Origin of the sequence: Aggregatilinea sp., from assembly GCF_036822615.1 — a bacterium.
Taxonomy (GTDB): Bacteria; Chloroflexota; Anaerolineae; order Aggregatilineales; family Aggregatilineaceae; genus Aggregatilinea.
On the sequence record NZ_DAISHJ010000055.1, the window covers coordinates 17,787 to 31,857 of the forward strand.

Sequence of the window (14,071 nt, forward strand, 5' to 3'; positions counted from 1 at the left end):
TTGTGCCCCACTACATCCCCAGACGCTTGCGCGCCACCTCGATGGCATCGACCAGCGCGTCCACGTCGTCCGTGGTGTTGTACAGGTAGAAGCTCGCCCGCGCCGACGCCGCGATCCCGAAGCGCTGGTGCAGCGGCATCGCGCAGTGATGCCCCGCGCGGATCGCCACGCCTTCCGCGTCGAGAAGCTGCGCGAGGTCGTGCGCGTGCAGATCCTTGAGCGTGAACGTTGCCACGCCGTTGCGCTTGTCTGCGTCCGGGCCGTACAGCGTCAGGCCGGGGACTTCCGCCAGCCGGTCGAGCGCGTAATCGACCAGGATGCGCTCGTGCGCCAGGATGTTGTCCATACCTATGCCGCGCAGGTAGTCCACCGCCGCGCCCATGCCAATCGCCTCTGCGATGGCGGGCGTCCCAGCCTCGAACTTGTGCGGCAGGGTGTTCCACGTGCTGCCTTCGAGCGTGACGCGCTTGATCATATCCCCGCCGCCCAGGAACGGCGGCATCGCTTCGAGCAGCGCGCGCTTGCCGTAGAGGATGCCGATCCCGGTCGGCCCGGCCATCTTGTGCCCGGAGAACGCCAGGAAGTCCACGTCCAGCGCCTGCACGTCCACCGCCAGATGCGGCACGCTCTGCGCCCCGTCGAGCACGAACAGCGCGCCCGCCGCGTGCGCCTGGGCGATCATCTCCTCAACCGGGTTGACCGTGCCCAACATGTTGCTGACGTGCATCGCGCCGACCAGTTTCACCGGCTCGTCGCGCAGGAACGCCGTGTACGCGTCCAGATCAAGCTCGCCGCTGTCCGTCACCGGCACGTAGCGGATCGTGAAGCCGCGTTCGGCGGCGAGAATCTGCCACGGCACGATGTTGCTGTGATGCTCCATCTCGGTCAGCACGACCACGTCACCGGGGCCGAGGTTGGTGCGTCCCCAGGCGTTGGAGACGAGGTTGATGCTCTCGGTCGTATTGCGCGTATAGATGATCTCGCGCGCCGACGCCGCGTTGATGAACTCTTTGACCTTGACGCGCGCGCCCTCGTAGCCGTTGGTGGCGCGCTCGCTGAGCACGTGAATGCCGCGATGCACGTTGGCGTGGCTGGTCTCGTAATAGTCGCTCATCGCGTCGATGACCTGGCGCGGCTTCTGGCTGCTCGCGGCGGAATCCAGGAACACGACGCGTTTGCCTGGATGAACCTCTTGATTCAGGATCGGGAAGTCGTCCCGGATGGCGTCGATGTTGAGCGGTGATGTCTTGACGTCGGACATAATAGTGACGTTTAACCTTTCGATTGATCGCTGCGCGGGCGGCGGTATCGCGGTGCGGCAGTGGTGGGATGGCGGCGCATTGTCGCCGGGCGCATACTATGCCTCAAGTGTATCGCGTACGGCAGTAATTTCCAGCAATAAATTAAATGACGAGTGGCATTAAAAAAGGGGAATGGGGGTGCGCGAACAAAAGAGGAATCGCCTTAGCAGTGCACTCGGTTACTTTCTGCTGGCATCTCTGCTGATATTCCTGGTTTGGGTCAATCGAGACCGGGCAGCGCTTTTGTGTATCGTCGTGGCCCTGACTGTACTCAATCTGATTGTGTGGGCAGCGTTTTATCGCAAAAGGTAGAAGTGGTAAGTTGCGAATAAGAGCTAACCAGGCGAACCCATCGACGAAGCAATGACGAGGATGGAACGAGAGTATAAGGAGAATCAGATGCGCTTGCTCGCTTCCCTGCTACTTGCCGTCGTGTTTATACTTCTCGCTGCACCTGTCGGCTTTGTCGGGCAGCACGTTCCGGCTTACGGTCTGTGGGTGGCAACACCCACAGATTTTCTCCATGTGCCAGGGTCAGCGCCTATCACTTCATCCAAGGTATTCCAGGTGGAGTCACTTGCCATATTAAAATCAGGCTCGGTGACATGTGTGACATTTAATTCCACAGGAACCTTGCTGGCTGCTAACGGTGATGATAATTCGATAAACATTTACGACGTGCAAACTGGAAGACTGCTGAAAAGTCTCCCCGGATCTGCCAGGAATGCATCTCAGTTCGCCTTTACACCGGATGGAAACTTATTGGCTGCCGCCTACAGGGACGCCCTTATACGTTTGTGGGACATCATAACAGGTGAGGAGGCCTCAGTCCTGCGCGGCCATACCGGGGAGTTATCGAGTATAGCTGTAAGTCCTGATGGTGAAGTAGTAGCTTCCGGCTCTGTCTACCCAGACTCCACTTTGCGCATATGGGACATGTCATCCTACGCCCAAACCACAGTCTTGAAAGGGGAAGACGGCGAAGAGTTCTTTGATATAGCTTTTAGCCCTGATGGTACATTATTGGCCGCGGCTACGGGAAGTGTAACCTACGGGAAAGTCCGGCTGTGGGATGTCGAGACGTGGACGCTTCTGGCCACCCTTGAAGGGTATTCCAACATAGTTTCGGGCATAACGTTTAGCCACGATGGTACTTTTTTGATCACGGCAAGTTACGATGGGACGATCAAACAGTGGACGGTTGGCTCCAGCGATGATCCGGTTGTTCTGCATCGCTACGATGAGGCTGTGTACAGCATAGATCTTAATCCGGACGATACGCTTCTGGCTGTCGGGCTGAGTGAGTCTACGATCCGGTTGTGGGACTTAACATCGGAGCGTGAGCTGGTTAGCCTGGAGGGGTACAAAGGACCGGTATGGAGCGTAGCTTTTAGCCCTGATGGTAGATTGTTAGCTTCCGGCAGTATGTACCCTGATAGAATGGTGAAGCTGTGGGGAATTCCTTAAGATTGTAAGACTGCGTGCAAATCTTTGGATGCCAACACTGTCGCGGCTGTGGGGCCGGGACCAATAATCTTAGTCGTTCAGGATCAGGGACCAGGGAATGAGTGCTAATGCTCTTCCCTAATCCCTGATCGCTATTCCCTGTCCTACGCCAGCAGCTTGCGCTCGATGTACGCCATCATGCGCTCGCGCACGTTCTCGAACGGGATGCGGTCCAGCACGGGCACGAAGAAGCCGTCCACCACGAGCTTTTCCGCGTCCTTACGCGGGATGCCGCGCGCCATGAGGTAAAACAGCAGTTCTTCCTCGATCTGCCCGGTCGCGGAAGCGTGCGTACAGCGCACGTCGTCCGCCTGGATCTCCAGGCCGGGGATGCTGTCGGCGCGAGCGTCGTCGCTCATGAGCATGTTGCGGTTGGCCTGGAAGCCGTCCGTCTTCTGCGCGCCGGGCAGCGCCTTGATCATGCCCTGCCATACGGTGTGCGCCTTATCTTTCAGCACACCCTTGTACAGCAGGTCCGACGTGGTATTCGGCGCGTTGTGATTCTGCTGCGTGTCCAGGTCGAAGAACTGCTGGCCCGCCGGGAAGTATACGCCGCTCATGCGGCCCCAGCTTCCTTTGCCGTCCAGGTCGATTTCCATGAACGCCTTGACCAGCTTGCCGCCCATTTGGCCGGTAACCCAGTCGAGCTGGCCGTCGTTCGAAACGCGCGCGCGCTGGTGGCTGAACTCGAACATGCCGTCGCCCCAGTCCTGCAAGTTGACGAAGCGCAGGTTCGCGCCGTCCTTGAGGATCAGCTCCGTCGCGCCGACGTAGCTGGCGTCCTGCGCCATATCCGTTGAGAGGCTCTCGTGCAGGTAGTCGATCTGCGCGCCTTCGTCCAGCACGACGAGAATGTGGCCGAGCGTCGCGCCGGTCTGTGTGTTGTAGAAGATGCTGTGCGCGGGCAGTGACACCGCTTTGCCGCGCGGCACGTAGAGGAAGACGCCGTGCGTCCACAGCGCCGCGTTCAGCGCCGCGAACTTGTCCGCGCTGGGCAGGACCGCGTGCGTGAACAGGTGCTCCTTGACGAGATCGGCGTGTTCCGCGGCAGCCTGATGCAGATCCATGAAGATCACGCCCTGGCTTGCCAGCGCCTCGTTGACCTCGTGATGCACGCATTCGCCATCTACGAACGCGATCATCGCGCCCTGGTCGTCGCCCAACAGCGGGCGGCGGTTCGCTTCGGGAATGGCCTCGAAACCGCTGCCGGTCGCCGGGACGAGCGTGCCCGCCGTTTCCCAGTTGATGTGGCGGTAATCGGTGCGGCGCCACGCTTCATCCTGCGTGGTGGGCATGGGCAGCGATTCGTACAGATCCCACGCGTTCAGGCGCATTTCGCGCAGCCATTCCGGCTCGTTAAAGCGCGCGCTCACGGCCTCTACATCGGCCCGCGTGAACGGCGGCGCTACAAAGTCACGTACACCACGACGGCGAGTTGCCACTTGTCCTACCTCTCTTTAGTCTCAATCAAGTCCATCATCATGCGACCGGGGCGGCGTTCTCGCGTGCGTGTTGCCCGGTGTGATACAGGCGTAGGGGCGTACTGCGTGCATACGCCCCTACGGTGGGTTGCTGTGCGTCTCGCGCCCGTCCTTAGCCGATGGAGCCTTCCATCTGCAGCCGGATCAGGCGGTTCATTTCGATGCTGTATTCCATCGGCAGCTCTTTGGTGAGCGGCTCCAGGAAGCCATTGACGACCATCGCGTTGGCGTCGTCTTCGGTCATGCCGCGGCTCATCAGGTAGAAGATCTGGTCGTCACCGACCTTGCTGACGGTCGCTTCGTGGCCGACGGTCACGCGCGGGCTTTCGATCTCGATGTACGGATACGTGTCCGACTCGCTGTGATCGTCCAGCAGCAGCGCGTCGCAAACGACCGTGCTCTTGCTGTCTTCCGCGTTGGGGTGCACCTTGAGCAGGCCGCGATAGCTGCTGCGCCCGCCGTCCTTGCAGATCGACTTGCTGATGATCTGGCTGGTTGTGTGCGGCGCGACGTGTACGGCCTTGCCGCCCGCGTCCTGGATCTGGCCCTTGCCCGCGAAGGCAATCGACAGAATCTCGCCGTGCGCGCCCGGCTCCATCAGGTAGAGCGACGGGTACTTCATGGTGATCTTGCTGCCCAGGTTCGCGTCCACCCATTCGTGGCTGGCGTCGCCGTACACCATCGCGCGCTGCGTCACGAGGTTGTACACGTTGTCCGACCAGTTCTGAATGGTCGTATAGCGTGAGCGCGCGCCGCGCTTGACGACGATCTCGATCACGCCGCTGTGCAGGCTCTCGGTGGTGTAGGCGGGGGCGGTGCAGCCTTCGACATAGTGCAGGAACGCGCCTTCGTCGACGATGATGATCGTGCGCTCGAACTGGCCGATACTGGCCGTGTTCAGGCGGAAGTAGGCCTGGAGCGGCATCTCGATCTTCACCCCCGGCGGGACGTAGATGAACGATCCTCCGGACCATACCGCCGAGTTCAGCGCGGCATACTTGTTGTCGTGAGCTGGGATGACCGTCCCGAAATATTCCTTGAACAGGTCCTCGTTTTCCTGCAGGGCGACGTCGATGCTCTTGAAGATGACGCCCTGGGCTTCGAGCTCTTCGCGAATGCGGTGGTAGACCATTTCCGAGTCATACTGCGCACCTGCGCCTGCCAGGAATTTCTGTTCTGCTTCGGGGATGCCCAGCCGGTCGAACGTCTTCTTGATGTTCTCCGGCACTTCATCCCATGTGCGGCCCTCTTTGTCTGCCGGGCGCACATAGTAGTAGATGTCCTCTTCGCGCAGGCCGGACAGATCCGGCCCCCACGTGGGAACGGGCTTGCTCTGGTAGATTTTCAGCGCGTTCAGTCGATAGTCGCGCATCCACTGCGGCTCGTTTTTCGCCTCACTGATTTGTGCGACGACGTTGGCGTCCAGGCCCTTGCGGGTTTTAAACACATAGGAATCGGGGTCGCTAAAGCCGTACTCTTCTTCGTAGGCTTCGCGGATGCCCTTGATTTGTTCTTGATCGCTCAGAGTCACTGTGTCATCTCCTTAACGGCGATGGTCTGGCGTCGGTCGGAATGAATGGAGTGTGTAATTACGCGCGCCAGCGATCGACAGGTGCTACGCAGACGCGTCGTTTTGCTGCTCGCGCAACCAGTCGTAGCCCTGCTCTTCGAGCGTCAATGCCAGCTCTGGACCGCCGGATTCGACGATCTGTCCTTCGAGCATGATGTGGACGAACTGCGGCTTGATGTAGTTCAGGATACGCTGGTAGTGTGTGATGACCAGCACGCCCAGTTCCGGCCCGCTGAGCTTGTTCACGCCTTCCGAAACGATGCGCAGCGCGTCGATGTCCAGGCCCGAGTCGGTTTCGTCCATGATCGCAATACGCGGCTGGAGCATCGCCATCTGCAAAATTTCCGCACGCTTCTTTTCGCCGCCGGAAAAGCCTTCGTTCAGGTAGCGGCCCGCGAAATCGTGATCCATCAACAGCATGTCCATCTTTTCGATCATCAACTTGCGGAATGCCGGGATCGGGATGCCCTTGTCTTTGGGATCTGCTTCTTTGCGGCGGGCATTGAGGGCATTGCGCAAGAAGTTCGCCAGCGTCACGCCGGGGATGGCAACCGGATACTGGAAGGCCAGGAACAGCCCCATGCGGCTGCGCTCGTCGGTTTCAAGGTCCAGAATATCAACGCCGTCGAAAATCACCTGGCCTGCGGTGATTTCGTAGACCGGGTTCCCCATCAAGACGTTCGCCAGTGTGCTCTTGCCGGAGCCGTTCGGCCCCATCAGCGCATGGACCTCGCCCTGCTTGACGGTTAGATTCACACCCTTAAGGATGGGCTGCCCTTCCACGCTGGCGTGGAGATTCCGAATTTCTAACGCTGCACCCATTGTTGCGATTATCCCTCTCTACAGTGCTCGCGGTTGGCGCCTCAGACGTGCAAAAAAATGAGATTTTGCGACGGATGAGTGTGCCCCAATTGAGAACGTTTTGCAATGATTCTGTGACAAGTATAACATTTCGCCGCGCTATCGGTCAATAAAACAGAAATTTATCTTATAAATTGTTTAGATTAGAATTCAGATGGTCGCGCGCCGCCTCCGCAAACACAGGTTTTGATAGGTTCGTAAGGTTATAATTAATCGTAGTCCTGGTTCGGACTGCTGGCAGTTCACCGGGGGGCAGTCTATACTTTGTGCAGCGCATCCGGCGCATGCTTCCTCTGTGGATTGACTCTGCGCCGCTGGCGCGCTATGACCGTATTGGCAGAAGGGATGGTGCATCATGGCCGACGAAACTCAGGCTCAGCCGAGTCAGACGCCCAGTACGTTATCGACTGAAGAAAAAGGCGAGCTGGTCCTGAACGCCTTGCGCGAAGTGTACGACCCGGAAATCGGGCTGAACGTCGTCGAGTTGGGCCTGATCCGCGAAATACAGGTGATGGACGACCGTCTGCACATCATCATGCTGATGACGACGCCGTTTTGTCCCTACGCGCCGCAGCTTCTCGAAGCGACGCGCCGCAAAGGTCAGGATACGCTGGGCGTGCCGACGACCGTCGAGTTGGGGATGGAAATGTGGGACCCGTCGATGGCCGAAGATGGGGTCCTGGATAACTGGGGCCTGTTCTAGAATTCCGCACGACTGCGCGCCCGCGATCCGACACGATCGCGGGCGCGCCTGTTTTTGCCTGTTTCGATGCGCCGGGCCTCTCGCCCAAATTCGCCGTTAAAAATCATTTCCACTATGCTACGTAACAGGCACGGATCTCGCCTAGACTTATTTTATATAGCGATGTGAGCTTCTGAGCGCAAAGGAGCGGTGATCATGGCGACGCCGTACGACGGCAAGATTGCGATCTGGCACTGGAAGGGTAATTCGATCTCCGAAGAAACCATCGAAGACGTGGTCCGCACGATCAAGCAGTGGTCCCCCAATGTGACACAGTTGTGGGTGAAGACCAGCGACGGCGCGAACTGGATGGGCGAGTTCGACACCGATCGTGACCTGGCGATCGACAGCGTTGCCAGTGTGGACAAGTGGGTGCGCGTCCTGTCTGCCAACGGCATGGAGTTTCACGCCTGGGCTGTGGTCAAGGGCCAGAACATCACTTCCGAGGCCGATCGTATCATCGAGGTGTGCAACCGTCCGGGCGTCAAATCGATGGTGCTCGACGTTGAACCCTATTCCGGTTTCTGGACGGTCGGCAAAGACCCGATCCGCCCGCTGATGACCCGCATCCGGCGCGGGGTGGGGGGGCGCTTCCACATCGGCATGGCCGTCGATCCCCGCCCGCAGCACAAGGCGAGCATTTTCCCCGACGAGTGGCGGCCATTCATCAACAGCGTGCACCTTCAGCTTTATTGGGAGACGTTCCAGCGCCCCTATCAGGAAGTGCTCAAGGAAGGCTTCACCACCTGGGGATCGTACGGACTGCCGCTGTTCCCGGTATTCCCCAGCGCGGCCCCGCGCGACGAGATGGCCGCCGCCAGCGAACTCGTGGTCAAGACGTACAAGGCGACCGGCATCAGTTGGTGGCGCTTGGGCGTGATCGGCCCGGTGGAGTTCCCGGTGATCAATACGTCGCTGGACGTGGACGACACCACCACGCCGACCGAGCCGACGCCCAGCGGGGGCCGGTACGGGATCGAAGTCGTGATTACGCCCGACAGCGCGCGATACAGCCAGGGATCGTACACCGGTCAGGACGCGAATACGCTGCTCAGCTCCTTTAAGGGCACGTGGGGGTGGAACGTCAAATATAAGAAGACGGTCGGCCAGACCAGTACCGTCTGGGCGCGATGGGATCCCGATCTCGTGGCGAGCGGCTGGTACGAGGTGTCGGTGTTCGTTCCGGCGCGTCATGCCACGACGGGCAACGCGCGCTTCAAGCTGCACGGCGTGCTGGGCACGTCGTCCGAGCTGGAAATCCCGATCCGGCAGGACCCCTATTACAACGTATGGGTGCCGCTGGGTACGTACCAGTTTGACGCCAACAACGCCCAGGCCGGGATCGTGTTCCTCAACGACCTGACGGGCGAATCGGACAAGGAAATCGCGTTCGACGCGGTGCGGTGGCGCCAGATCATCGGCATCACGCCTACGAATAAATATCTGGCCGACGGTTACGATGTTCCGATCGGCACGGCTTCGGAACGTGCCGCCTCCGAGGTGTGGCCGGGTAAATGGTTCGATGCGACCGGCTTCGCGCGGCTTTACCGCCAGGGCACGTCGAGCCAGGCGTACCATACCGGCGCGGACCTCAACCTGAACTCGCCGTACTGGGACTCGGACAAGCACAGCCCCGTGTCGGCGGCGGCGTCCGGCGTGGTGACCTACGCCAACCGCGTCGCGGGGTGGGGCAACATCATCGTGATCCGGCACGATCCGCTGATCACGACCGGGCAGGTGCTTTACGGGCGTTACGCGCACGTCGAGAGCATGAAGGTCAAGGTCGGCGACCGCGTTGTGCGCGGCCAGCAGATCGCCAACGTGGGCAACGGCGAGGGCCTGTACGCCTACCACCTGCACTTCGACCTCAGCCCGACGAGCATTCTCTCAACGCAGCCGTGGCACTGGCCGGGCATGAACCGCGACCTGCTGCTTCAGCACTACATCGATCCGCAGGATTTCGTCAAGAACAACCGCCCCGCCAAGCGGGACTAACGGCGCAACGCGACACGAACCGGGCGGGTCACAGACCCGCCCCTACATGCTTCGCCGTTATGGAAGTGTTCGGCCCGCGCATGGAGTCGCTTCTGTAGGGGCAGGTTTCTAACCTGCCCTGCTTTTCGTTTCCTGTCGGAAACACGATGCGCGGAGGTCCGACCCGCGGTTTTGCGCCTGTCAGCCACCTGTCAGGTGGGCGCGGTGCAATCGTCGCGTGGTCGCGCAGCAGCGCGCCCGGGCGGCTATCGTTTTGAGCGGCGGAATGGGTATAATCGCGCGCATGGACAAAAACAGCCTGTCACGGTTTGAAGAGCGCATTCAATCGCTGGTCGAGGGCGGGTTTGCCCGGTTGTTTGACGGGCAGCTCCAGCCGCGCGAGGTCGCGCTGCGTTTGGCCCGTAGACGACCAGCAGCGCGACTGCGCCCCCAATCACTTCGCCGTGCACCTTCACCCCGCCGATCACACCGCGCTGCTTGCCCGCGAGCCGGAGCTGGCGGCGCTGCTTTCCGAACATCTCGTGGCGCTGGCCCACGAAAGCGGCTTGTGGCTCGATTCGCTGCCCGGCGTCGAGTTGATCGCGGACGGCGCGGTCCCCGCGCATACGGTCTCCGTCGTGACGTCCTACCGGCGCGCGCTGCGTGAATCGACCCAGGTGCTGCACCCGCTCGGCCAGCCGGAGGATGCATCACCGCGCCGCGACGTTCTGCCTGACGCGTTTTTGATCGTGGACGGCAAACATTACGTGCCCCTGGATCGCCCGGTGATCAACATCGGGCGGCGGCGCGACAACACGATCGTGCTGGACGACATGCGGATCAGCCGCCATCACTGCCAGCTCCGCTTCCGCTTCGGGGAATTTGTGCTCTACGACCTGGGCAGCCGGGGCGGGACGTTTGTCAACAACCAGCGTGTGAGCGAATGCGTGCTGCGCCCCGGCGACGTGCTGTCACTGGCGGGCGTGCCGCTGGTGTACCATGTGGATGAAGCGTCTACCGGGCGGTTGAGCCCGAAAGGCGATACGCAGGTGTGGGTGCGCCCCGTCGAGGACGACGCGGCGTCTGCGAATCGGTCCGGCGACGAACCGGAAGAGGACGGTTTTCTTGAGCCTTGAGGAACTGCTGTTGGTGCTGCGCGTCGTGACGGGCGGGCTGCTGGTCGGCTTCCTGGGCGCGGTGTTCCTCGTATTGTGGCGCGATTATCAGGCGGCGGTCAGCGAGGTAACGGGCGGCAGACTTCACCGGGGCCAGTTGGTGGTGGTGGCGTCCTCGGATGGCGCGTTGGAAACCGGGTCGAGCTATTCGCTGCTGCCGGTAACCAGCCTGGGCCGTGCACCGGCGAACACCATCGTCGTGCGCGACAGTTTCGCCAGCCAGGAGCACGCGCTGGTGATCTGGCGCAGCGGGCAGTGGTGGCTGGAAGATCGCCACAGCAGCAACGGCACGCTGCTCAACGGCGATATCATCACCGAGCCGGTCGTGGTCTCGTCGGGTGATGTGATTGGAATCGGGCAGGTCCAGTTCCGTCTGGAACTGGACTGAATCAGGCAGGAGAGGACGCATGGATCTCGGGTTGAATGAGGCCAAAGTCTTTGTGGCGGCCAGCAGCAGCGGCCTGGGGGCCGCAACCGCGCGCCAGTTCAGTCTGGAAGGCGCGCACGTCGTCGTGAACGGGCGCTATCAGGACCGGCTGGAAGAAACCGCCGCCGCCATCCGGCGCGAATCGGGCAACAACGTCCTGGCGCTCAGCGGCGACGTCACCGACGGCGAAACCGCGCGGACGTTGATCGAAAACGCGGCGGCGCGTCTCGGCGGGCTGGACATTCTGGTGACCAATGCGGGCGGTCCGCCGCCCGGCACGTTCGAGTCCGTCTCGCTCGACGATTGGGAAAAGGCGTTCCAGTTGAACGTGATGAGCGCCGTATACATGATCCGCGCCGCGCTGCCGTACCTCAAGCAGAGCAGCCGCGCCTCGATCCTGACCATCACGTCCGTGTCGGTCAAGCAGCCGATCGATAATCTGGTGCTGTCCAACAGCGTGCGCATGGCCGTCGCCGGGCTGACCAAATCGCTGGCGAACGAACTGGGCGAGCAGGGCATCCGGGTCAACAGCATCTTGCCCGGCTGGACGCGCACCGGGCGCGTCACGCAGATCATGGAAAGCCGCGCGCAGGCGCAGGGCATCACCGCCGAGGAAGCCGGAAAGCGGCAGGGCGCGAGCACGCCGCTGCGCCGCATGGGCGAGCCGGAAGAGTTCGCCAACGTCGCGGTGTTCCTGTGCTCTCCGGCGGCCAGCTACGTGCACGGGGCGATGATCCCGGTGGATGGCGGCGCGATCCGCACCACGCTGTAAGACATTTTATGTGCATGAGGGGCATCCTGCGGGGTGCCCTTTTTGTTTGGTGCCGCGGCACGATCTCACGTTGTTCGGAGGCGCTGCCAGTGAAGAAATTTTTGCTTATAGCCGTGTGTTGGTTGGCCCTCGCTGCTCCCGTTCACGCCCAAACATCGACGCCAACGCCGCAGCCGCCTGTCTCCTGGCCGCCCGATCCCACCGCGATTCTGGAGGACGGCGTGACGTGGACGCTCCTGACGACCACCGACACAGCCGCTCAGGCACGCGCAGAGGCAGACAATGAGGGGCGCGCAATCCTGTTTTACGATGGCTCGTCCGCCGCGCCGCGCCGGTTTCCGTTTCCGCCGGGTGTGGACCGGGTCGCTTCTGCCCACCTCAGCCAGGATGGCACAATCGCCGTGCAGTTGACGTTCGTGGATTCGACGCTGGATTCCGATCGACAGGGTGCAGCCGCCGCCGGGAATACGCTGCTGCTCGATCCGGCCACAGGCGAGTACCGCGCTGCGCCGGCGGTGTGCGGCGGTCGCATCCTACAGGCGCAGCCGGGCAGCGGGCACTGGGCGGCGGTCGCCGTGGCGGACGATCCGGGTGTGGCGCTGCTGTGCCATACGGAAACAGGCGCAGTGCGCGACGCGCTCCCGGCGCACTACCGGCAGTGGAAGGTCGGGGCATCACCGGATGGGACGTGGCTGGTCATGGTGGGGCGCAGCGAGGCCGATCTGACCTATCACGTCTTTTCGTACCGGCTCGACTCCGGCACGGTGGCCGAGTTGGGCGTGCTGGACGAGCATCTGCCGCTCGATCCGGTGTTCGGTTTCCATTCGTGGATTGGGGACAGGCAGGGGATGCTGGTTGCCAGCGACTCTTACCGCTCGTATCCCCCCGCAGCCTATTTCGCGTTTGACGTCACCGCCGCGGGCAGCCTGACCTTCACGTTTTCGGGCTGGCCGGGCACGGTGTTTTATTCCGGCGAGAGCCAGCGTTATGCGTCTCTCCATTCAGACGGCTATTCGGAGGGCATGTTGGGCAGTGGCGGACTGTCGCACACGCCCTGCCGCCTGACGGTATATGACGCGGCGGGCCTCCGCACGCAGGATCTCGGCTGGGAATGCCAGTCCGTCGCGGTGGATGATAACGACGTTCGACTGGCCTACCGCCAGGGCGAGCGCCTGTACTTTCTCGTGCAGCCGGAGGAAGATGTCGCCGTGACCCGGCCCTATGCCTACGACTTCGCGCGCGATGCCGTCGAGCCGGCCCCCGTAACGGGCGAATTCGAGTCGATTGCTGGGATGTCGCCGGATGGCGATCGGCTGGTCCTGTTTGCGGGCGATGACGGGACGCTGGCGCGGCATGCCGCGCCGTTTGATATCCGTGTTGAGCCGATGGCGCTGCGGCAGGTGGTGGTTGCGGCCTGGAACGGGGCCATCCTCTACCGGTCCGAGCCCGGCGGGTTTGACCTGTCGGGGCAGGTGACATGGCCGGACGACGACACACTCGTGATCGCCGCCTTCCCGAGCGAGGACACCCTGACCCTGGACAGCGGGGAAACGCAGCAGGTTCCGTACCCGTGCTCGCTGCGCATGATCCGCTTTGCGGATCGGCGCCCGGTCGAGATCCGCATCACGCCGCAGATCGGGGCGGGGGACACGCCGTTTGCGCCGGACGGCTTCGCGTCCGCCGCAGAGGCGCTGTCGCCGGATGGCCGGTACTGGCTCACCGGGGATGCGGTGTTCGACCTGGAGTCGTTCACCCTGGTTCCCCTTCTGCGCGCCGATCTGCCCGCCGGGCTGCGCGCCACGCTGGCATGGTCGGCGGACAGCCGCGTGCTGGCAACCATCCGCGCGCCCGGGCACGACGCGCAGTTTGAACTCGCGTTCCCGGCCTCGCGCGCGAGTTGATCGGAAAATCACAAACGTCTCTGTCGTTTTACTTTTTGCGGGTTTGCACTATACTGCACTCCCATGACCGAAAATCGGACTCCCACCCTTCCGGCAGGCCAACCCGGCGTGCCGGGCTTCACGTTGGCCCGGGGCCGCATGCTGCTGGACAATCCCGGCGCGGCGCAGCTCCGGCGCTATTTGCCTGTGCTGGCCGTGATCGCTGCCCCCTACGCGAACCTCAATGGCGACCAGGATCCGATCAATCCCCTGGATCGCGCCATGGAATGGCGGCGTCTGGTGGCGGCGTGGCGCACGGCGACCGTCCAGGCGGGCACGCAGAGCACGCCGCTGGCGCTCGTCCGGCTGGATCCGCCGACCG

At 62.1% G+C, this 14,071-nt stretch carries 12 protein-coding genes and 1 pseudogene; 9 read left to right on the top strand and 4 right to left on the bottom strand.

Annotation, left to right across the window (positions count from 1 at the left end; genetic code table 11):
- Positions 1–10: 10 nt before the first annotated feature.
- Positions 11–1,261 (bottom strand): cysteine desulfurase, encoded by a 1,251-nt coding sequence (locus V7116_RS15380; RefSeq protein WP_324392831.1) that lies wholly within the window; start codon positions 1,259–1,261, stop codon positions 11–13.
- Positions 1,262–1,673: 412 nt separating this feature from the next.
- Here V7116_RS15380 and V7116_RS15385 point away from each other — a divergent pair, with 412 nt between their 5' ends.
- Positions 1,674–2,768 carry a WD40 repeat domain-containing protein gene (locus V7116_RS15385; protein ID WP_324392832.1) on the top strand — a complete coding sequence of 365 codons (1,095 nt, stop codon included), beginning with the start codon at positions 1,674–1,676 and terminating at the stop codon, positions 2,766–2,768.
- 143 nt (positions 2,769–2,911) lie between these two features.
- Here V7116_RS15385 and sufD read toward each other — a convergent pair whose 3' ends face one another.
- The 3 genes from sufD to sufC form a co-directional block, all read right to left on the bottom strand.
- A complete protein-coding gene (sufD, locus tag V7116_RS15390) occupies positions 2,912–4,249 on the bottom strand; it encodes a Fe-S cluster assembly protein SufD (protein ID WP_324392833.1) in 1,338 nt (445 codons plus the stop codon).
- A gap of 151 nt (positions 4,250–4,400) precedes the next feature.
- Positions 4,401–5,819 (bottom strand): Fe-S cluster assembly protein SufB, encoded by a 1,419-nt coding sequence (sufB, locus tag V7116_RS15395; protein WP_324392834.1) that lies wholly within the window; start codon positions 5,817–5,819, stop codon positions 4,401–4,403.
- An 84-nt stretch (positions 5,820–5,903) separates the two neighbouring features.
- Positions 5,904–6,680 carry a Fe-S cluster assembly ATPase SufC gene (gene sufC / locus V7116_RS15400; RefSeq protein WP_324392835.1) on the bottom strand — a complete coding sequence of 259 codons (777 nt, stop codon included), beginning with the start codon at positions 6,678–6,680 and terminating at the stop codon, positions 5,904–5,906.
- A 394-nt stretch (positions 6,681–7,074) separates the two neighbouring features.
- On the opposite strand from sufC, the gene V7116_RS15405 reads away from it, so the two are divergent.
- From V7116_RS15405 to V7116_RS15435, 8 genes and pseudogenes are all read left to right on the top strand, one after another.
- Entirely contained in the window at positions 7,075–7,422 is a 348-nt protein-coding gene (locus V7116_RS15405; RefSeq protein WP_324392836.1) for a metal-sulfur cluster assembly factor, read from the top strand.
- Positions 7,423–7,617: 195 nt separating this feature from the next.
- Positions 7,618–9,456 carry a peptidoglycan DD-metalloendopeptidase family protein gene (locus V7116_RS15410; protein WP_324392837.1) on the top strand — a complete coding sequence of 613 codons (1,839 nt, stop codon included), beginning with the start codon at positions 7,618–7,620 and terminating at the stop codon, positions 9,454–9,456.
- A gap of 283 nt (positions 9,457–9,739) precedes the next feature.
- Positions 9,740–9,811 (top strand): annotated as a pseudogene (locus V7116_RS25825) (hypothetical protein); the annotation flags it as partial.
- Between the two features lies 1 nt (position 9,812).
- Positions 9,813–10,571, top strand: a complete 759-nt coding sequence (locus tag V7116_RS15415) for an FhaA domain-containing protein (RefSeq protein WP_442891853.1) — start codon at positions 9,813–9,815, stop codon at positions 10,569–10,571.
- Positions 10,561–10,998 carry an FHA domain-containing protein gene (locus tag V7116_RS15420; protein ID WP_324392839.1) on the top strand — a complete coding sequence of 146 codons (438 nt, stop codon included), beginning with the start codon at positions 10,561–10,563 and terminating at the stop codon, positions 10,996–10,998. The genes V7116_RS15415 and V7116_RS15420 overlap by 11 nt, the downstream gene beginning before the upstream one ends.
- A 19-nt stretch (positions 10,999–11,017) precedes the next feature.
- Positions 11,018–11,809: an SDR family oxidoreductase gene (locus tag V7116_RS15425; protein ID WP_324392840.1), complete on the top strand. Its 792-nt coding sequence runs from the start codon at positions 11,018–11,020 to the stop codon at positions 11,807–11,809.
- A 221-nt stretch (positions 11,810–12,030) separates the two neighbouring features.
- Complete coding sequence (locus tag V7116_RS15430) at positions 12,031–13,710, top strand: hypothetical protein (protein WP_324392841.1); 1,680 nt, start codon at positions 12,031–12,033, stop codon at positions 13,708–13,710.
- A gap of 63 nt (positions 13,711–13,773) precedes the next feature.
- Positions 13,774–14,071, top strand: a 298-nt coding sequence (locus tag V7116_RS15435; protein ID WP_324392842.1) for a hypothetical protein, incomplete at its 3' end; no start/stop codon positions are given.